General features: G+C 62.7%; 16 protein-coding genes. 11 read left to right on the top strand and 5 right to left on the bottom strand.

Translation table 11 applies throughout. The features are described from left to right. The first annotated feature begins 1 nt into the window (after position 1). The 4 genes from K3557_RS14075 (at position 2) to K3557_RS14060 (ending at position 6,653) form a co-directional block, all read left to right on the top strand. Positions 2-1,621, top strand: coding sequence for a tripartite tricarboxylate transporter permease (locus tag K3557_RS14075; protein ID WP_259994625.1), 1,620 nt, complete (start codon positions 2-4; stop codon positions 1,619-1,621). Beyond that, a complete protein-coding gene (locus tag K3557_RS14070; protein ID WP_259999643.1) occupies positions 1,528-2,970 on the top strand; it encodes an aldehyde dehydrogenase family protein in 1,443 nt (480 codons plus the stop codon). The genes K3557_RS14075 and K3557_RS14070 overlap by 94 nt, the downstream gene beginning before the upstream one ends. Positions 2,971-3,085: 115 nt before the next feature. Next, positions 3,086-4,318, top strand: a complete 1,233-nt coding sequence (locus K3557_RS14065; protein ID WP_259994624.1) for a Tm-1-like ATP-binding domain-containing protein — start codon at positions 3,086-3,088, stop codon at positions 4,316-4,318. Positions 4,319-4,562: 244 nt separating this feature from the next. Continuing rightward, positions 4,563-6,653, top strand: coding sequence for a 3-hydroxyacyl-CoA dehydrogenase NAD-binding domain-containing protein (locus tag K3557_RS14060; protein WP_259994623.1), 2,091 nt, complete (start codon positions 4,563-4,565; stop codon positions 6,651-6,653). 185 nt (positions 6,654-6,838) lie between these two features. Here K3557_RS14060 and rpe read toward each other — a convergent pair whose 3' ends face one another. Beyond that, positions 6,839-7,528, bottom strand: a complete 690-nt coding sequence (gene rpe / locus K3557_RS14055; RefSeq protein ID WP_259994622.1) for a ribulose-phosphate 3-epimerase — start codon at positions 7,526-7,528, stop codon at positions 6,839-6,841. Positions 7,529-7,743: 215 nt separating this feature from the next. Here rpe and phnC point away from each other — a divergent pair, with 215 nt between their 5' ends. The 5 genes from phnC (at position 7,744) to K3557_RS14030 (ending at position 12,535) form a co-directional block, all read left to right on the top strand. Beyond that, positions 7,744-8,562 (top strand): phosphonate ABC transporter ATP-binding protein, encoded by an 819-nt coding sequence (gene phnC / locus K3557_RS14050; protein ID WP_259994621.1) that lies wholly within the window; start codon positions 7,744-7,746, stop codon positions 8,560-8,562. A 66-nt stretch (positions 8,563-8,628) separates the two neighbouring features. After that, positions 8,629-9,531 carry a phosphonate ABC transporter substrate-binding protein gene (phnD, locus tag K3557_RS14045; RefSeq protein WP_259994620.1) on the top strand — a complete coding sequence of 301 codons (903 nt, stop codon included), beginning with the start codon at positions 8,629-8,631 and terminating at the stop codon, positions 9,529-9,531. 115 nt (positions 9,532-9,646) lie between these two features. Then, positions 9,647-10,516 (top strand): phosphonate ABC transporter, permease protein PhnE, encoded by an 870-nt coding sequence (gene phnE, locus K3557_RS14040; RefSeq protein ID WP_259994619.1) that lies wholly within the window; start codon positions 9,647-9,649, stop codon positions 10,514-10,516. Then, positions 10,513-11,895, top strand: a complete 1,383-nt coding sequence (gene phnE, locus K3557_RS14035; protein ID WP_259994618.1) for a phosphonate ABC transporter, permease protein PhnE — start codon at positions 10,513-10,515, stop codon at positions 11,893-11,895. Before phnE (K3557_RS14040) ends, phnE (K3557_RS14035) begins: the two co-directional genes overlap by 4 nt. Before the next feature lie 25 nt (positions 11,896-11,920). Next, complete coding sequence (locus K3557_RS14030) at positions 11,921-12,535, top strand: chloramphenicol acetyltransferase (protein ID WP_259994617.1); 615 nt, start codon at positions 11,921-11,923, stop codon at positions 12,533-12,535. 221 nt (positions 12,536-12,756) lie between these two features. On the opposite strand, the gene K3557_RS14025 is transcribed toward K3557_RS14030, so the two are convergent. Both K3557_RS14025 and gap read right to left on the bottom strand, forming a co-directional pair. Then, the gene (locus tag K3557_RS14025; RefSeq protein ID WP_259999641.1) at positions 12,757-13,830 is read right to left on the bottom strand and encodes an Mrp/NBP35 family ATP-binding protein; all 1,074 of its coding nucleotides are present in this window, start codon (positions 13,828-13,830) and stop codon (positions 12,757-12,759) included. 278 nt (positions 13,831-14,108) lie between these two features. Continuing rightward, positions 14,109-15,137 (bottom strand): type I glyceraldehyde-3-phosphate dehydrogenase, encoded by a 1,029-nt coding sequence (gene gap / locus K3557_RS14020; protein WP_259994616.1) that lies wholly within the window; start codon positions 15,135-15,137, stop codon positions 14,109-14,111. 143 nt (positions 15,138-15,280) lie between these two features. Here gap and K3557_RS14015 point away from each other — a divergent pair, with 143 nt between their 5' ends. Both K3557_RS14015 and K3557_RS14010 read left to right on the top strand, forming a co-directional pair. After that, complete coding sequence (locus K3557_RS14015) at positions 15,281-16,285, top strand: LacI family DNA-binding transcriptional regulator (RefSeq protein ID WP_259994615.1); 1,005 nt, start codon at positions 15,281-15,283, stop codon at positions 16,283-16,285. A gap of 147 nt (positions 16,286-16,432) precedes the next feature. After that, complete coding sequence (locus K3557_RS14010) at positions 16,433-16,648, top strand: hypothetical protein (protein WP_027256338.1); 216 nt, start codon at positions 16,433-16,435, stop codon at positions 16,646-16,648. Between the two features lie 69 nt (positions 16,649-16,717). On the opposite strand, the gene K3557_RS14005 is transcribed toward K3557_RS14010, so the two are convergent. Then, positions 16,718-17,863 (bottom strand): iron-containing alcohol dehydrogenase, encoded by a 1,146-nt coding sequence (locus K3557_RS14005; RefSeq protein WP_259994614.1) that lies wholly within the window; start codon positions 17,861-17,863, stop codon positions 16,718-16,720. A gap of 64 nt (positions 17,864-17,927) precedes the next feature. Then, positions 17,928-19,310, bottom strand: a complete 1,383-nt coding sequence (locus K3557_RS14000; protein ID WP_259994613.1) for an aldehyde dehydrogenase family protein — start codon at positions 19,308-19,310, stop codon at positions 17,928-17,930. Positions 19,311-19,388: the final 78 nt, after the last annotated feature.

The following is a 19,388-nucleotide window of genomic DNA, read 5'->3' as shown; positions in this document are numbered from 1 at the left end:
CATGGACCTTATCCTTTCTGCCATTGAGATCCTGATGCGCTGGGACGTGGCGCTGGCACTGCTGGCGGGTTCAGTCGGCGGCGTGCTGATCGGCGCCATCCCTGGTGTCGGCCCGGCGGTGGCGATTGCCATCCTGCTGCCCGCGACGTTTTCGATGGATCCGATTGTGGGCCTGACGGTGCTGTTGGGGATTTACGGCTCGTCTATGTATGGCGGCGCCATTCCGGCGATCCTGATCAATACCCCCGGCACTGCGGTCAACGCGCTGACCACCTATGACGGCTATCCGATGACGGCGCGGGGCGAGCCGCAGCGGGCATTGAGCCTTGCCTATTCCGCCAGCTTCTTTGGCGGTATCTTCTCGGTCATCTGCCTGATCCTGTTTGCCCCGGTGCTGGCCAAAATCGCGCCCATGTTCGGCTCGCGCGAGATTTTCATGGCCGCCCTTCTGGGCCTCATCCTGGTGGTGGTCGCCCATCGCGGCCAGGCGCTGATTGCCGGCGCCCTGGCCTGTTTCGGGATCTTTCTGCAGACCATCGGGCTGGAGCCGGTAAAATACACCCAGCGCTATACCTTCGGGCAGGATTTCCTGGGCGGCGGCATCAACCTGATCGTGGTGGTGCTGGGGCTGTTTGCAATCTCGCAGGCCTTTGTGCTGCTGACGGACGAAGACGAAAAGGTCCGCATGACCCGCCTGCGCGGCGGCATGTTCCAGGGCCTGCGCGAGCTGACGCGCCATCCTCGGGTTGCAGGGGTTTCGGCAACTTTCGGCGTGCTGATGGGCATGGTACCCGGCGTCGGCGAATTCACTGCCCAGTTCATGTCCTACACCTATGCGCAGAAAACTTCGAAACGGCCGCAGGACTTTGGCAACGGCTCCTCCGAGGGGCTGATCGCGGCAGAGACCGCCAACAATGCGGTGCCGGCCGCCGCCATGGTGCCATTGCTGGCGCTGGGCATTCCGGGTGAGGCGCTGACGGCGATGATGCTGTCGGTCTTTTATGTGCACAACGTGGTGCCGGGGCCGGGACTGTTTCAGAACGACATGGATTTCGTGGTGGCACTGTACCTCGCATTGCTGCTGCTGAATGTCCTGGTTCTTGTCTTCCTGCTCTTTGCTACCAAGTCGCTGATCCAGGTGGTGCGCATCCCCAACCGTTTCCTGGGCGTCTGCATCCTGACGCTCAGCTTTGTCGGCGTCTACAGCTTGCGCAACTCCGCCACCGACTGCGTGATGGCGGCGGCGTTTGGTATCCTTGGCTATGTGCTGAAACGCCTGTCGCTGCCTGCGGTGCCGATCATCCTGGGTATGGTTCTGGGCGGCATCATGGAGGTGAAACTGCGCGCCGCAATGGCACGTGTAAAAGAACCCTTTGATTTCATTGATCGCCCGGTGGCGTTCATCCTGTTTCTACTCATCATCATCGTTCTGGCGGTCCACATCCTGCGGGTGCTGAAGGACCACAAGGAACTGAAGGAGGCCGAATGGCAGACCAACATCGCATCGACAAGCTTCGGCAGCTTGATGTGGCGCCGCAAAAACTCTTTCTTGAAGGATCATGGAAAGAAGGTTCGGGCCAGACACTCGAAGTTGCTTCGCCGGTTGACGGATCTGTTCTGACCACACTGCAGGGCGCCTCTGCAACGGATGTTGAAAGCGCCGTGGCTTCGGCGCGGCGGGCATATGAGGACCGCCGCTGGGCGGGACAGAGCCCCGCCGCACGGAAAAAAGTACTGCACAGGATTGCAGACCGGATAGTCGCCGAGGCGGTGGAACTGGCGGTGCTGGGCGTGCGCGACAACGGCACCGAGTTCAACATGGCCTTGAAGGCCGAGCCGGGATCGGCGGCGGGCACCTTCCGCTATTTTGCCGAGGCGCTGGACAAAGTGCCGGGCGAGGTCGCGCCGACTGCGCCGGATGTGCTGGGGCTGGTGCAGCGGATGCCGGTTGGCGTGGTGGGGGCCATCGTGCCCTGGAACTTCCCGCTGATGATTGGTGCGTGGAAGCTGGCGCCGGCGCTGGCGATGGGCAATTCGGTGGTGCTGAAACCGGCTGAAACCGCCTCGCTGACGCTGCTGCGGCTGGCAGAAATCTGCTCGGAATGCGGCCTGCCGGATGGTGTGCTGAACGTAGTAACCGGCGCGGGCGCCGAAACCGGCGCGGCGCTGGCCGCCTCGATGGATGTCGATGTGCTGGCCTTCACCGGTTCGGGCGCCACCGGGCGCAAACTGCTGGAGGCCTCGGCGCGTTCCAACCTCAAACGCTGCTATCTGGAACTGGGCGGCAAGTCCCCGAATATCGTCTTTGCGGATGCGCCGGATCTGGCCAAGGCGGCCAAAGTGTCTGCCGCTGGCATCTTTCGCAACTCCGGGCAGGTTTGTATCGCGGGGTCCCGCCTGCTGGTCGAGGCGTCGGTTCATGACGCGTTTGTCGAAATGCTGCAGGCCGAGGCCGAAGCGCTGCGGGTGGGCGACCCGCTGGACCTCAGCAGCCAGATCGGGGCGGTGAATTCGAAAGAACAGCTGCGCCGCAACCTGTCTTTCATGGATATGGCGCGGTCCGAGGGCGGACAGGTGGTGACCGGCGGAAAGCGCATTTTGGAAGAAACCGGTGGTACATATATGTCGCCGGCGATTGTCACCCAAGTGGCGCAGGACCACGCGCTGTTTCAGCGCGAGGTGTTCGGGCCGGTGCTGGCAGTGACAAGGTTCGAAAGTGAGGACGAGGCGCTGAGCCTTGCCAACGCCACCGACTTTGGCCTGGCGGCGGGTGTCTGGACCGCAAACCTGTCCCGCGCGCACAGGATGGTGGCGGGCGTTCGGGCCGGTGTGGTGCATGTGAACACTTATGGCGGGTCTGACAACACCGTGCCCTTGGGCGGTGTCGGGCAGTCCGGCAATGGCCATGATAAGTCGTTGCATGCGCTGGACAAATACATCGATCTGAAAACCGCTTGGATTCAGTTGTGAAGCGGGTTTTGCGCCGCAAATCCCGCGGCCTCCGGCGGGAGTATTTGGGGAAAGATGAAAAGCTGAGGTTAGGCCGATAACCACCGCGAAGCTGAACTGACGGGAGACAAAGCCTGTGGCAGACAAGACCATACTAGTCGCCGGAACCTATGACACCAAAGACGATGAACTGAGCTATCTGGCGGAAGTGATCCGCGGGCAGGGCGGCAAGGTGCTGACGATGGATGTGAGCGTTCTGGGCGATCCCAGCCAGCCCGCGGATGTCAGCAAGCAGGAGGTGGCCGCGGCCGGCGGCAGCTCGATCGAGGCGGCGATTGGCTCGGGGGATGAAAACACCGCCATGCAGATCATGGGTGCAGGTGCCGCGGCCATGGCGCTGGATCTGTACCGGCAGGGGCGCATTGACGGGGTGATTGTGCTGGGCGGTACCATGGGCACTGATCTGGCGCTGGATATGTGTGCGGCGCTGCCCGTGGGGGTGCCTAAATACATCGTCTCAACTGTCGCATTTTCACCGCTGATGCCGCCCGAGCGGATCCCGGCGGATGTGCAGATGATCCTCTGGGCGGGCGGGCTGTTTGGGCTGAATTCGATCTGCAAGGCGTCGCTCAGCCAGGCCGCAGGTGCGGTGCTGGGCGCGGCGCGGTCGGTGGAGCCGCCAAAACGGGACAGGCCGCTGATCGGCATGACGTCGTTTGGCAAGACTGTGCTGCGCTATATGGTAACACTGAAACCTGCGCTGGAAGCGCGCGGGTTTGAGGTTGCGGTGTTTCACGCCACCGGCATGGGCGGGCGGGCGTTTGAAAGCCTGGCCGCCGAGGGCGCCTTTGCCGCGGTGATGGATTTTGCGCCGCAGGAAGTGTCGAACCACTTGTTCGGCGGGCTGTCGGCGGGAGCGGACCGGATGACCAATGCCGGGCGTTCAGGCACGCCGCAGCTGGTGGCGCCGGGCTGTTATGATCTGGTGGATTTTGTCGGCTGGCAGGAGACGCCAACGCAGTTGAAGGGACGGGAAACACATGCCCACAACCGGCTGCTCACCTCTGCGATGCTGGATGCTGCCGAGCGGCGGCAGGTGGCGCAGGCGATTTGCGGCAAACTGGCAACGGCAGAGGCGCCGGTGGCGGTTCTGCTGCCTGCGGGCGGTTGCAATGAGTGGGACCGCCCTGGCGCTCCTTTACATGATGGGGAAGGGCTGGCGGCGTTCTGTGATGAAATGCGCGCCTCCTGCCCAGGGAATGCGGTGCTGCATGAACTGGACTGCCATATCAATGATGCTGCGTTTTCCGGCAAAGCTTTGGAAATTCTGGACGGCTGGATTTCCAGCGGTGTGGTGAAGACTGGCTGAACAGCGAATCCCCTTAAGCCCTTGGCTGTACCTCTTGGTGAAATGTTTCAAGAAGTTTTCAATTCGCCAATCTTCTGTTACGTAATGGGCGGCATGTCCGGCTTTGGCAGCGCCCGGGCGTTTCAGACGCGGGGTTTGCTGGCCATTGGCGGCCATTCGGGCTTGGCGCCGGTTTGGCTGCCGTGCCTAATCGGATGAGAGCCGGGCGCAGCTGCTGCCGCACCGGGAAAAAGAGGATGACCGGATGAGTGAAACCATAGCGTATGAGCGTGTAGGCGATGTTGCTGTTCTGAAGGCGCAGAATCCGCCAGTGAACGCGCTGGGTGCTGAGGTGCGCAAAGGGTTGCTGGCCGGGATCGAACGCGCGGAACAGGACGGTGCCAAGGCGGTACTGATCTATGGCGAGGGCCGGACCTATTTTGCCGGTGCCGATATCCGCGAGTTCGGCAAGCCGCCGCAAGAGCCGCAGCTGCCCGGCCTGTGCAGCCGGATCGAGGCCTCGCCGCTGATCGTGGTCTCTGCAATGCATGGCACGGCATTGGGCGGCGGGCTGGAGGTGGCCTTGTCCTCGCATTACCGGATTGCGGTGCCGTCCGCCAGGATGGGCCTGCCTGAGGTCAACCTGGGCATTCTGCCCGGAGCGGGCGGCACCCAGCGGCTGCCGCGTTTGGCCGGAACCGAAGCGGCTCTGGAGATGATCACCAGCGGCCGTCATTTCGGCGCCGCGGAGGCGCTGGAAAAGGGCATTATCGACAAAATCGAAGAGGGGGATCCGCGGGGGATCGGCTTGGCTTATGTACAAGAGCTGCTAGAGCAGGGCGCCCCGCGCCGGGCCGTTGGGGAAATGCCCGCGCCGGAAGCGGTGGACTTTGATGCGGCCTATGCAGCCACGCTGAAAAAGGGGCGCGGCCAGCTGTCGCCGGCCACGGCTGTGCGCGCGGTGCAGGCAGCGGCTGAGGCGGAGAGCTTTGAGGCGGGCCTCAAGCGTGAGCGTGCGCTGTTCATGGAGCTGATGGGCTCTGATCAGCGGCAGGGGCTGATCCATGCTTTCTTCTCGGAGCGCGCGGTCAGCAAACTGCCGGAGCTGGAGAGCGTTGCGCCGCGCGAGGTGGCCTTGATGGGGGTGATCGGCGGCGGCACCATGGGGGCGGGAATCGCCACCGCAGCGCTGCTGGCGGATTTGCCGGTGGTGCTGATAGAGATGACCGATGACGCCACGGCTGCGGCACGGGGCCGGATTGAAGGCAACCTGAAAGGGGCCTTGAAGCGCGGCAAGATCACTGAGACGCAATATGATCAGCTGACCGGCGAGGCGCTGACCGTGGCGACGGATTATGCTGCGCTGGCGCAAGCGGATCTGGTGGTTGAAGCGGTGTTTGAGGACATGGGTGTCAAGCGCGAGGTGTTTGGCAAGCTGGATGCCCATTGCAAACCCGGCGCAGTGCTGGCGACAAACACCTCCTATCTGGATGTGGACGAGATTGCCGCTTCGACCTCCCGGCCGCAGGATGTGATCGGGCTGCATTTCTTCTCGCCCGCGCATGTGATGAAGCTGCTGGAAGTTGTGGTGGCAAAGGACACCGCGCCAGAGGTGCTGGCGACTGGTTTTGCCCTTGGCAAAAGGCTGAAGAAGGTCGCGGTGCGCTCGGGCATTTGCGACGGGTTCATCGGCAACCGGATCATGAACGCCTACCGCAAAGCGGCGGAATATCTGGTGCTGGACGGCGCATCGCCTTATCAGGTGGACGCGGTTGTAACCGGGTTTGGTTTCCCGATGGGGCCTTTTGCAATGGGCGATCTGGCCGGGCTGGACATCAACTGGGCCGCCCGCAAGCGACGCGCCCCGACCCGCGATCCGCGCGAACGGGTGCCGCGGTTCTACGAAATGCTCTGCGAGGGCGGCGATTTCGGCCAGAAGACCGGTAAAGGCTTCTATGTCTACAAGGAAGGCACGCGCGGCGGCGTTCCGAACCCGGAAGTGGCCGGGCTGATTGCCCGGGATCAGGAAGAGCAGAATATCACCCCGCGGGACTTCCCGGACACCGAGGTTTTGCGGCGCTATATGTGCGCCATGGTCAACGAGGCCGCCAAGGTGGTGGGCGAGGGCATTGCCCGCCGTCCGCTGGATGTGGATATGGTGATGCTGTTCGGCTACGGCTTCCCGCGCTTTTGGGGCGGGCCGCTGAAATGGGCGGATCTGCAGGGTCTGGACGGCATTCTGGCCGATATCAGGGCCTACGCGGCAGAGGATGATTTCTTCTGGCAGCCCGCGCCGCTGCTTGAGCAGCTGGTGGCGGACGGGAAAACCTTCGATGATCTGAATAAGGGCGGCTAAGCGGGGGGCGGGCGCCCTTCCGGCCCGTCGAGGGCCATCAGGGCGCGGCCCGGCTGTGCCGGGCTGGACGCGCAAACGCTGGCCGTATCACGAAAAAGCGCCGCGCGGAACGCGCGGCGCTTGGCCTAACAAGAGCGGTGCATCTTTGATGCGCCTGGCGATTGACGGGAGAACCTCGGTGCGTTTTAGGTCCAGGTGCCTTCGGTGGCAGTGCGGATCTTGCGGATGTTCTCGCCGTAAACCGTGGGATCATTGACCGAACCGCCTTTGAATACGGCGGAGCCGGCAACCAGCACGTCGGCCCCTGCCTCAGTGACCAGCGGCGCGGTGGCGGGATCTACACCGCCGTCGATTTCGATATGCACCGGGCGGTCGCCGATCATCGAACGCAGGCTGCGGATCTTGGCGGTCATGTCGATGAACTTCTGGCCGCCAAAGCCGGGGTTCACGGTCATAACACAGACCAGGTCGGTCAGGTCCAGAAGATGCGCAACCGCTTCCGCCGGGGTGCCGGGGTTCAGTGCGACGCCTGCCTTCATTCCGGCCCCGCGGATCGCCTGCAGGGTGCGGTGGATGTGCGGACCGGCCTCGATATGGGCGGTCAGCACGTCGGCGCCGGCGTCGGCATAGGCGTCGATATAGGGATCAACCGGCGCAATCATCAGATGCACGTCCATCACTGTTTTCACATGCGGGCGGAACGCCTTCACCGCCTGCGGGCCAAAGGTGAGGTTCGGCACGAAATGCCCGTCCATCACATCCACATGCACCCAATCGGCGCCCTGGGCTTCAATCGCCCGGATCTCCTGGCCGAAGTTGGCGAAATCGGCGGAGAGGATAGAGGGCGCGATCTTGATCTTGCGGTCAAAGGACATCTGGCAGCTTCCTTTTGCAAAGGGAATTGAGGAGTCGATGGCCGTATAGACCGTCCCGGCCCCTGTGGACAGGGGCAGAATGCGCAGCAGGCCCGTTACCCGGCGCCGCACGCCTGCGGGTTGCACGGGGCGGCGTTACAAAACTTTCACGGCGGTGACACATGAGGTTTGAGCAAGCGCATTAGGCAGGTCCCGAACGAAGAGGGAGCGCCCCGGTGCTGCGCATAGACAAACTGACAAAACGGTTCGGTGGCAAGTTAGCGGTGGATACCGCCACGCTGGACATCGACAAGCCCTGCATGATCGGCATTATCGGCCGCTCGGGTGCGGGCAAATCCACCCTGCTGCGGATGCTGAACCGGCTGGAAGATGCCAGCGAAGGCCGTATTCTGTTTGAGGGCCGTGAAATCACTGGCCTGAAGGGCAAAGAGAAACGGGCCTGGCAGTCCGACTGCGCGATGATCTTTCAGCAGTTCAACCTGGTGCCGCGGATGGATGTGGTGTCCAACGTGCTGCACGGAACGCTGAACCGCCGCAACGCGATGGCGACGCTGTTCAACCTGTATCCGATGGCGGATATTCACGCGGCAATTGAAATTCTCGGCCGGCTTGGCATTGCCGAACATGCCGCCAAGCGCGCCGAGGCGCTGTCAGGCGGCCAGCAGCAGCGGGTGGCGATTGCCCGGGCGCTGATGCAGGATCCGAAGATCATCCTGGCGGATGAGCCGATTGCCTCGCTCGACCCGATGAACGCCCAGACCGTTATGGAAGCGCTGCGCCGCATTCACGAGGAAGACGGCCGCACGGTGATTGCCAATCTGCACACGCTGGACACCGCGCGCCGTTACTGCGACCGGGTTGTCGGCATGCGCGACGGACGCATTGTGTTCGACGGGCTGCCTGAGCAACTGACCACCGGCGTTGCCCGCGAGATTTACGGCGCCGGGGATGAGTTTTCCGAAGCTGCAACCTCAACCGAGATCGAGACTTTGGAACGGGCGGATGCAATGCGCGCCGCCATTCCCGCCGAGTAACCCCGAACTTCTTTTACCGACCCCGCGGGCTGCTCGTCGGGGATTGACCAACCGGAGAGACATGAGATGAAGAAACTGCTTGCTGCCGTTCTGGCAACCACCGCGCTGACGACCCCCGTTGCGGCAGAGGAAATCAAGGAATTCCGCATCGGCATCCTGGGCGGCGAGAACGCACAGGACCGTCTGAGCAAACAGGAATGCCTGCGTGAGCAGACCGAAGAGCTGCTGGGTGTCGAAACCAAACTGTTTGCCCCCGCCGATTATAACGGCGTGATCCAGGGCTTGCTGGGCGGCACCATCGACATGGCCTGGCTGGGCGCTTCGGGCTATGCCAAGACCTATCTGTCCAACCCCGAAGCGGTTGAACCGGTTCTGGTCAAGGTCAATGCGGACGGCGGTTTTGGCTACTACTCGGTTGGTTTTGCCCGCAAGGACAGCGGCGTCGCTTCGCTGGAAGACCTGAAGGGCAAGTCCTTTGGCTTTGGCGATCCGAATTCCACCTCGGGCTATCTGATCCCGTCGATCGAAATCCCGCAAGTGACGGGCGCCACCATGGACTCTGGCGATTACTTTGGCGAAGTGAAATTCACTGGCGGGCATGAACAGACCATTGTTGCCGTGGCCAATGGCGACGTTGCTGGCGGTGTCAGCTGGGCCGATGGTCTGGGCGAATGGGAAGACGGCTACAACTCCGGCGCTCTGCGCCGTGCGGTGGATGCAGGTCTGGTAGACATGAATGATCTGGTCGAGATCTGGAAATCCGCGCCGATCCCCGAAGGCCCGTTTGTGCTGCGCACCGAATTGCCTGCGGATGTTAAGGTCAAGATGACCGGTTTGCTGGCCTCGATGAACTCGATCGATCCGGATTGCATGTACAATGTGCTTGGCGGTGACTCAAAAGGCCTGATGCCGATCACCCATGACGCCTATGAGGTGATCATCGAAGCTCGTAAATTGAAATCCCAGTAATTTCAGTACCGTACCTTTGATACTGTGCTCTGCGGGGGTTCGGGTCTGGCTCGGAACCCCGCAATTTCCTTGATGGCATTTGCTCCGGCCATCCCTTCAGGACCAGGACCCCTACATGGCAGATCTGACAGCCGCCCGGCCGGGCATCGAGGATATCCGGCAGCAATACACCGCCCACACCCAGCGCAAGCGGCTGTACGGCGGCATTCTTCTGGCCATTTTTGTGGCGCTGATGGTTGCAGGTTTCCGCACCGCGGATGCGCGCAATGCGGGCTCTTTCGCGGATGGGTTCACCCGGATCTTCGATTACCCCGCTGAAGTGCTGGCAGAAGCCGCGGACAAGGCAGCCCAGCTGCCCGGCCATGCGGTGCACTTCTTTCCGGCACTGGTGGAGACGCTGAACATCGCCGCGGCATCAACGCTGGCGGGCGCGGTGTTCGGCACCCTGCTGTCGCTTTTGTCGACCCGCGGCATGGCGCCCTGGCCTGCGCTGATCCCGCTGTTCCGCCGCATCAGCGACATTTGCCGCGCGATCCCGGAAATCGTCATTGCGCTGGTGCTGATCTTTGTCCTTGGCGGCGGTCCGGTGCCTGCGATGATCGCTATCGCCATCCACACCGCTGGTGCGCTGGGCAAACTGTTTTCCGAGGTGAACGAAAACGCCTCATTGAAACCTGTGGAAGGTCTGTCATCGGTCGGCGCCACCTGGGCGCAGCGGATGACGCTGGGGGTGATCCCGCAGGTCGGGCCGAACTACGTCAGTTACGCGCTGTTGCGGTTTGAGATCAATATCCGTGCATCGGCCATACTTGGCTTCGTTGGCGCGGGCGGCATCGGCTACGAGCTGAAGAACGCCATGTCCTGGGGGCAGGGGCGGTACGACGAGGCCGCCGCCATCTTCCTGCTGCTGTTCATCACCATCGTGGCCGTCGACCAGTTGTCCGGCATCCTGCGTGACCGTCTGACCCATGGAGCGAAAGCATGACCACTTTCGATACCACCCTCACCCCGGCAGAGCTGAAGCTGGATATCTCGAAGCTGTTCCTGAAGAAGCGGCTGCTGGGTTTCGCTCTGCCCGCCGCGGTGCTGGTCTATCTGGCCTATGTCTTTGTGGCTTTTGATGTCCTGGGGCTGTGGGAGAAAGCGAGCCTGGAGAACGCGAGAACTTTGGTCAGCGACAGCTATAGCTACAAGACCCATGTGACCCGCGACAACCGAAACGGTGCGGTTTCAGTGTCGATCGAAGGGGAGCGCAAGGGTGCCTATCCCGATGGAACAGCACCGGATTGGGTTACCTTGGGCGAGGCGGGCGAGACCACGGTGATTGACCTGGAGGACGGCCATACCGTCACTTTTGGCCCGGAAACCATCGAATACGCGATCCCAGGCTATGGCACCGTCCGCGCCACTCCCAGCCGCAGCGCAGGCGTTCAGGCCGAACTGCCGGCAGGCGATGTGCCGGACTGGATCAGCGTCTCCAAAAACCGGCTGGCGGTTAAAACCGGGGCCGGACGCCTGACCGTGACCCGCAACCGGGCCGAAGTGTTCCGCTATTTCACAGGCTGGGAGCTGTTCTTTTTTACGCTCGACAGCCCTTATTACGGCATGGGGGCAGGGGAACTTCTGCAGCGTGCAGCCACCGGTGAAGCAGGCGCGATTTTCCAGGAGTTCTGGACCAACAAGATGTGGCGCCATCAGGATGTGGCCTGGGCGATCGCCGAAACCCTGCTGATGGCGTTCCTTGGCACCATTGGCGCCGGTATCATCGCACTGCCTTTGGCCTTTGCCGCGACCCGCAATTTCATGCCGTTCCGGGCCTTGCGCTTTGCCATGCGGCGGCTGTTCGATTTCTTCCGCGGCGTGGATTCGCTGATCTGGACCGTGGTTCTGGCCCGCGCCTTTGGCCCCGGCCCCCTGACCGGAGCGCTGGCGATCCTGGTCACGGACACCGGCACCTTCGGCAAGATCTTCTCAGAAGCGCTGGAAAACGTCGACCGGAAACAGATTGAGGGCGTCGCCTCCACCGGCGCAAAGCCTCTGCAGCGCTACCGGTTCGGAGTGATACCGCAGATTACTCCGGTATTGCTGAGCCAGCTGCTGTATTTCCTGGAATCCAACACCCGCTCGGCCACCATTATCGGTGCAATCACCGGCGGCGGCATCGGCCTGCTGCTGACCCAGGCGATCATCACCCAAAAGGACTGGGAGGAGGTGGCCTATTACATCACCCTGATCATCCTGATGGTAATGCTGATGGATTGGTTCTCGGGCTGGCTGCGGCGGAAACTGATCACAGGCGGCAGCGGCCCGGCCAAACGCAAGGCGGCCAAGGCGCAAGAGGGCAGCGCCTTCCTGCTGCCTTGATCCCAGACGTTTCAGAGGAAAGACCATGGCCCGTTTGCAGGCAGAAGCCCCGTTCCTTCACCCGGAATGCCAGATCACAGACAGCCGGTTCGGGCGCTATGTGGAGATCGGCGCCGGCAGCCGGGTCGCGAATTCAGTGGTTGGCGACTACAGCTATTGCGACCGTATCTGTGATATCGCCAATGCAGAGATCGGCAAGTTTGCCAATATCGCCAGCTTTGTCCGGATCGGCGCGACCGATCATCCGATGGAAAAAGCCTCGCTGCATCACTTCCATTACCGGTCCGGCGACTATTGGAACGATGCGGATCATGATGCGGAGTGGTTCTCCCGCCGCGCCGGGCGCACGGCCTTTATCGGCCATGACACTTGGATCGGCCACGCCGCAGTTATCAAACCGGAGGTGACCATCGGCCATGGTGCGGTTGTGGCCTCGGGCGCTGTCGTGACCAAGGATGTGGCGCCCTATACGATTGTCGGCGGCAACACCGCGAAAGTGATCCGCCGCCGCTATACCGAGGCTGTCGCCGGGCAGATGATGGATCTGGCCTGGTGGGACTGGGACCACGAAGCCCTGCGCGTTGCACTGCCGGATTTTCGAACATTGCGGGCGGAGGCGTTTCTGGAGAAATATGCCTGATCCAGCGGGCGGGAGGCTCCCGCCTGTTCCAGCGCATTCATAGAATGCCCCTCACAGTTGGGCGTGGCGCCGCTGCGCGGCGAAAGGCCTGCCGAGACGCGCTTGATGGGCAAGCCTGCCCTTCAAACGCCCTGTTCATTGTGCTGTCTGCCATCCCTGCCTCAAGGGTGAACGGCGCAGCGCGCCGCCGCTTTGCGGCCCTTGACCCACGGGCGGCAGGATTATGCGGCGCCTGCGTCCACCAGCTGGGTGGCGATATCAAGGAACACTTTGGCCTGGGCGCTGTCGGGCTGCGCTGCCACAATCGGCGTGCCGTTGTCGCCGGCCAGGCGCACGTCCAAGTGCAGCGGCACCTCGCCCAGCAGCGGCACGCCCAGCTTCTTCGCCTCCTGCGCCACGCCGCCATGGCCGAAGACATGTTCTTCGTGGCCGCAATTCGAGCAGATGTGGGTCGACATGTTCTCAATCATTCCCAGCACTGGCACGTTCATCTTGCGGAACATGTCGATGCCCTTGCGGGCGTCGATCAATGCAACGTCCTGCGGGGTGGAGACCACAATGGAGCCGTCTACATGGGTCTTTTGCGCCAGCGTCATCTGCACATCGCCAGTGCCGGGCGGCAGATCGACGATCAGCACGTCCAGCTCGCCCCATTGCACTTGCAGCAGCATCTGCTGCAGCGCGCCCATCAGCATCGGGCCGCGCCAGATCACCGCTTGGTCTTCGCCGGTCATCAGACCCATCGACATCATGGTGACGCCATGGTTGCGTAAGGGAAGGATGGTCTTGCCATCGGGGCTGGCAGGCCGGCCGCTGACACCCAGCATCTTGGGTTGCGACGGGCCGTAAACGTCGGCGTCCAGCAGCCCCACCTTCCGGCCCTGCATTGCCAGCGCACAGGCAATATTGGCCGAGACTGTGGATTTGCCGACCCCGCCCTTGCCGGAGGCAACTGCAAGAATCCGCGCCACACCCGGAACCTTCTGCGGCGCTGCCTGCTGTTGCGCCTGGGCGGGCTGCTTGGGCTTCAGATCCGGCGGCGCCTTTTGCGAATGGGCGGTCAGCATGGCCGAGACCTTCGCTACCCCCGGCAGTTTGGCCACCACGGCGTCAGCCTTGTCGCGGACCGGGCCGTAAGCCTCGGACTTGCCTGGGTCGATTTCCAGCACAAAGCGGACGGTGCTGCCCTCGACGGTCACTGCGCGGGCGATGCCTGCGCTGACGATATCACTGCCGCTGACGGGGTCGGCGATGGATTTGAGCGCCTCAAGGACGGTTTCACGGGAGATGGTCACGCCGGTCTTGCTCCTGTAGCTGGTCATGCCTTGCGCCTGTTCTGGCGCAATTCAGCGCGGTATGCCAGCGGTTCGCTGCCCGGAGTTTGCTTTGGTGCATCCTGGAGTCAGCTTATGTGCCAGCTGGCCTTGTCCATCGGGCGGCACGCAGGGCTAGCGGCAAAACGCAGCAGCGCCGCGCGTCAGCGCGGCGCTGGGCCCAACGGGAGGAAGGCACCGGCAGGTGCCGGACGACGGGCGGGAGGCTCCCGTCAACAGGCGCCCGCCGATTGACCCTGTCAGCTGGCCAGTGCGACCTCGGCGGACCTCATCACTTCGCCAATACGGCGGCCGGTGTCCACCATGCGGTTGGAGAACCCCCATTCGTTGTCGTACCAGCTGACCACCCGCACCAGACCCTCGGCGGTGACAGCCGTCTGTGCCGCAGCAAAGCAGCTGGAATGCGGATCGTGGTTGAAATCGACAGAGACCAACGGGTCTTCTTCATACGATAGAATGCCCGCCAGCCCGCTTTCGGCAGCCGCCTTGACCGCGGCATTGACCGTTTCAACCGTGGCAGGTCTTTCCGGCACAAAGCTGAGGTCCACCACAGACACATTCGCGGTGGGCACCCGGATTGCCGAGCCTTCCAGCCGCCCCTTCAGATGCGGCAGCACCTCGGAGATCGCCCGGGCCGCTCCGGTGGAGGTGGGGATCATCGACAGCGAGGCCGCGCGGGCGCGGTACAGGTCCGAGTGGCTGGTGTCATGGGTCGGCTGGTCGCCGGTATAGGCGTGGATCGTGGTCATATAGCCGGTCTTGATGCCAAAGGCGCCGTCCAGCACTTGCGCCAGCGGTGCCAGGCAATTGGTGGTGCAGGAGGCGTTGGAGACGATCACGTCGTCCGCCGTCAGATCCATGTGGTTGACGCCGTAGACCACGGTGCGGTCGGCATCCTTGCCGGGGGCGGAGATCAGCACCCGCTTGGAGCCGTTTTTCAGGTGCCGCGCGGCGTCATCGCGGGCGGTGAACAGCCCGGTGCATTCATAGGCGATATCGACATCCTGCCAAGGCAGCTCTTCCGGATTGCGGATCGCGCTCAGCCGGATGCTGTGGCGGCCCACCCGGATCAGGTCATCGGCGAGAAACACCGGCGTCTTCAGGCGGCCGTGCACGCTGTCGTATTTCAGCAGATGCACCAGCGTCTCGGGGGGCGACAGGTCGTTGATGGCAACAACTTTGATGTCTTGTTGGCCGCTTTCCAGAAGCGCGCGCAGCACCCCGCGGCCAATCCGTCCAAATCCGTTGATTGCGATTTTCAGTGTCATGCCTCACCTCTGGCTGTTGGGCCGGCATGGCGCCGGTAGCGATAACGGTTGCGATACCGATACCGATAACGGTTCTGGAAATCAACCCCCCTGCCGGCAGAGCAGCCCTTGCGGCTGCGGGCAAAGTGCTTGACCATGGGCAGATGACCAAGAAACTGCTGCTGAAAGACGTGGCCCATCTGGCCGGCGTCAGCGAGATGACCGCCTCCCGCGCCCTGCGCGGTGCCCCGGATGTGTCCGCCAAAACCAAGGCCAAGGTTGAAGAAATCGCCCGCAGCCACGGTTATGTGCCCAATCGGATTGCCGGCTCGCTGTCCTCGCAATCGGTCAATCTGGTGGCGGTGGTTGTGCCGTCGCTGAACAGCTTTGTGTTCCCCGAGGTGCTCTCGGGCATTTCCGCCGTGCTCAAAGACAGCCAGCTGAAGCCAGTGGTCGGGGTGTCGGGGTATGATCTTGAGGAAGAAGAAGGCGTTATCCGCGAAATGCTCAGCTGGCGCCCCTCCGGCTTGATCGTCGCAGGGCTGGAGCATACTGAAACAACACGGCGGATGCTGCAGCAGGCTGACTGTCCGGTAGTCGAGGTGATGGATGTGGACGGCGACCCGGTCCGCCATTGTGTCGGCATTTCGCATCTGCAGGCAGGCCGCGACATGGCAGAGCAGATTCTGGCCTGCGGTTACCGCAAGATCGGCTTTATCGGTACCAAAATGCCGCAGGACTTCCGCGCCCGGAAACGGTTTGACGGCTTCACCGACGGTCTGGCCGCACAGGGTGTCGCCCTCGGTGATATTGAGCATTATGCCGGCGAAAGCGCGATTCAGACCGGCCGCCAGCTGACCGGGCAGATGCTGGCGCGTAACCCGGATCTTGATTGCATCTACTATTCCAGCGACGTGATGAGTGTTGGCGGCTTGATGCATTGCCTGGCCGCAGGCCTGTCGGTGCCTGGCGACATCGCGCTTGCCGGCTTCAACAATCTGCAGATCCTGCAGGGCATGCCGCAACAGCTGGCCACGACGGACGCCTGCCGCCGTGAGATTGGCGAGCGTGCCGCGCGGGTCATCCTGCAATCGCGCGAGGCTGGCGGTACGGACGGTCTGGTTTTTGACCGGCTGTGCCCCGCGATCAGCCTTGGGGAGACCCTCTGACAACCTCCCGGCGGCTGAAACCGGCGGCGGTTCCGCGATCCGGGGCAGGGCAGGGATGATTTTGGCGCTTTCCTGTGGCTTTGCGTCCCGCCATGGGGCAGCCTGTAGGCAGCCAGTTCAGTCCAACCAACCGGAGAAGGAGCCCAGATGCCCCAGTACAACGACATGTTCGAACTGTCCGTTACGGATATGGAGCTGATAGAGACCGCCCTGCAAACCACAAGGGACACTCTGTCAGAGGCCCAACCGGCAGCGGGCAGCAGCGAAGACGAAACGCTGCGCCGCGTGCACGAGCTTTTGGGCCGGCTGCACAATCAGAAAATTTTCTACTACCCCAAAGACAAGGTCTACGTCAGCGGCTGACGCTGTAGCGGAATGAAACAGCGCTCCCCGCCGGGCGGAGAGCGCTGAAACCTGGCAAAGAGCCGTTGTTTACAAGGCGGCCTTGAACAGCTGGGTGAGGTTCTCCTCAGTAAGCTCAATCGGATTGCCGCCACAGCTGGGGTCGATGATCGCGCCTTTGACCAGATCGGGGATGGCCGCTTCGGTGACGCCCAGATCTGCCAGCTTGCAAGGGATCCCGAGGCTGTCGTTCAGTTCCTGCACAAACGTGCGGAAGCCGTCAAAACCGCCGTCGATGCCGAGGTAGGCCGACGCCATGGTGAACCGGTCCGCGATTGCAGGCGCGTTGAACTCCAGCACCGCAGGCATGCAGACCGCGTTGGTGGTGCCGTGGTGGGTGTTGAAGTGCGCTCCGATCGGGTGGCTCATGGCATGAATGGCGCCAAGCCCCTTCATGAAGGCCGTGGCCCCCATCGCCGCGGCAGACATCATCTGGGCGCGGGCCTCGATATCGGTGCCGTCGGCGTAGGCGCGCGGCAGGTAGTCCTTGACCAGCCGCATGCCTTCCAGCGCGATGCCCTGGGACATCGGGTGGTAATGGGGTGAGGAAAACGCCTCGACGCAATGGGCAAAGGCATCCAGCCCGGTGCCTGCGGTGATGAACTTGGGCATGCCCACCGTCAGCTCGGGATCGCAGATCACCACCGTCGGCAGCACCTTGGGGTGGAAGATGATCTTCTTCTGATGGCTGACACTGTCGGTGATCACGGACGCGCGGCCCACCTCGGATCCCGTGCCTGCAGTGGTCGGCACCGCGATGATCGGCGCGATGGCGTCCGCATCGGCGCGGGTCCACCAGTCGCCGATATCCTCAAAATCCCAGACCGGGCGGGTCTGTCCGGCCATAAAGGCAACCATCTTGCCCAAGTCCAGCCCGGAGCCGCCGCCAAAGGCGATTACCCCGTCATGACCGCCCGCCTTATAGGCTTCGACACCGGCTTCCAGATTCTTCTCATTCGGGTTCGGATCAACCTCCGAGAACATGCCGCGGCCCAAGCCTGCGGCCTCCATGATGTCCAGGGTGGCTTGGGTGACAGGCAGATCGGCCAGCCCCTTGTCGGTGACCAGCAAAGGCTTGGTGATGCCGGCAGCGGCGCAGGCGTCACCCAGTTCGTTGATCCGGCCAGCACCGAATTTGATTGCGGTCGGGTAGGACCAGTTTCCGTTAAGGCTCATATCGTGTTCCTTTGATGCAATGGCCCGCCCCGCGGAGGAGACGCCAGGGCGGGCGGGGCCGCCCTTAGCCGGTTACCTTTTTCAGGTGGTAAGACTTCGGGCGGGTCAGATTGTGATAGCCGATGACCGACAGCCCGCCGCCGCGCCCGGTATCTTTGCAACCGGTCCAGCACAGGCCGGGATCCAGGTAATCGGCGCGGTTCATGAACACGGTACCGGTCTCGATCCGGTCGCCGACCGCTTGCGCCCGCTCCAGATCACGGGTCCAGAGCGAGGCGGTGAGACCGAAGTTGCTGTCGTTCATCAGCGCAATGGCTTCGTCGTCCGACTGTACCTTCATGATGCCGACGACCGGGCCAAAGCTTTCCTCGCGCATCACCCGCATCCCGTGGGTCACACCGGTCAGGATCTGCGGCGTCAGGTAGGCGCCGCCGTCATCCTCCGGCAGGGTTTCGATATGGGCCACCGCACCTGCCTCCACGGCCTCGGCGATCTGGCTGCGTACCTCACCAGCAAAGCGCACATTGGCCATTGGCCCGATGGTGGTCTCCGCCTCCAGCGGATTGCCCAGCTTGTAGCCTTTGACGATGGCAATGGCCTTCTCCAGGAAGGCATCAAAAAGGCTTTCATGCACATAGATCCGCTCGATGCCGCAGCAGCACTGGCCGGAGTTGAACATCGCCCCGTCGATCAGTGTGTCCACCGCCGCATCCAGATCGGCGTCTTCCATCACATAGCCCGGATCCTTGCCGCCCAGCTCAGTGCCGACGCCCACAAAGGTGCCTGCCGCCGCACGTTCCATCGCCTGGCCGCCGCCCACCGAGCCGGTGAAGTTCACGAAGTTGAACGCCTTCTCCGCAATCAGCGCCGAAGTGGTGTCATGGTCCAAAAAGACATTCTGGAACACATCCGCAGGCACACCCGCCGAAGCAAAAGCCTGCGCCATGCGCTCGCCTGCCAGCAGCGTCTGGGTGGCGTGCTTCAGCACTACCGCGTTGCCTGTGATCAGGGCAGGGGCCACAGTGTTGATTGCGGTCATATAGGGGTAATTCCAGGGCGCCACGACAAGCACGACCCCATGCGGAACACGCTTGATATAGCGTTTGAAGGTGGCGTCCTCGCCAACCTCTATATCAGCCAGCGATCCCATAGCAATCTTCGCCATATGCGAGGCACGTTCGTTAAAGCCGCCGAATTCGCCGCCGTAACGCACCGGGCGGCCCATCATATGGGCCAGTTCCGGCACGATTTCATCGTTCATCGCGCCAACGGCAGCGACGCCTGCCATCACCAGGCCGATCCGCTCCTGCAGGGAGCGTGCGGCCCAGGCGGTTTGGGCCGCGCGGGCGCGCGCCACCGCGTCAAAAGCCGCCTCGCGCGATAGGGTTTCGCGTTCGGCAAAAACCGATCCGTCGATCGGCGAGATGCACTTCAGTGTCTGGCCCATGCCATCAACTCCATTCCAAGGGGCACTGCCGCCCCTGCTTCTTTCTGGTCAAAAATACCTCGGGGGTCAGGGGGCTGG

Source organism: Leisingera sp. M523 (assembly GCF_025141335.1).
GTDB lineage: Bacteria > Pseudomonadota > Alphaproteobacteria > Rhodobacterales > Rhodobacteraceae > Leisingera.
The sequence above is the reverse complement of the archived record's forward strand: the minus strand, read 5'-3'. Positions and strand labels throughout refer to the sequence as shown.

Bases quoted from the DNA above. Each gene is read 5' to 3' on its own strand.
- K3557_RS14060 (WP_259994623.1), top strand. From the start codon at position 4,563: ATGAGTGAAACCATAGCGTATGAGCGTGTAGGCGATGTTGCTGTTCTG.
- K3557_RS14015 (WP_259994615.1), top strand. From the start codon at position 15,281: ATGACCAAGAAACTGCTGCTGAAAGACGTGGCCCATCTGGCCGGCGTC.
- phnE (WP_259994618.1), top strand. From the start codon at position 10,513: ATGACCACTTTCGATACCACCCTCACCCCGGCAGAGCTGAAGCTGGAT.
- K3557_RS14000 (WP_259994613.1), bottom strand. From the start codon at position 19,310: ATGGGCCAGACACTGAAGTGCATCTCGCCGATCGACGGATCGGTTTTT.
- K3557_RS14030 (WP_259994617.1), top strand. From the start codon at position 11,921: ATGGCCCGTTTGCAGGCAGAAGCCCCGTTCCTTCACCCGGAATGCCAG.
- rpe (WP_259994622.1), bottom strand. From the start codon at position 7,528: ATGTCCTTTGACCGCAAGATCAAGATCGCGCCCTCTATCCTCTCCGCC.
- K3557_RS14010 (WP_027256338.1), top strand. From the start codon at position 16,433: ATGCCCCAGTACAACGACATGTTCGAACTGTCCGTTACGGATATGGAG.
- phnE (WP_259994619.1), top strand. From the start codon at position 9,647: ATGGCAGATCTGACAGCCGCCCGGCCGGGCATCGAGGATATCCGGCAG.
- K3557_RS14005 (WP_259994614.1), bottom strand. From the start codon at position 17,863: ATGAGCCTTAACGGAAACTGGTCCTACCCGACCGCAATCAAATTCGGT.
- gap (WP_259994616.1), bottom strand. From the start codon at position 15,137: ATGACACTGAAAATCGCAATCAACGGATTTGGACGGATTGGCCGCGGG.
- K3557_RS14075 (WP_259994625.1), top strand. From the start codon at position 2: ATGGACCTTATCCTTTCTGCCATTGAGATCCTGATGCGCTGGGACGTG.
- phnD (WP_259994620.1), top strand. From the start codon at position 8,629: ATGAAGAAACTGCTTGCTGCCGTTCTGGCAACCACCGCGCTGACGACC.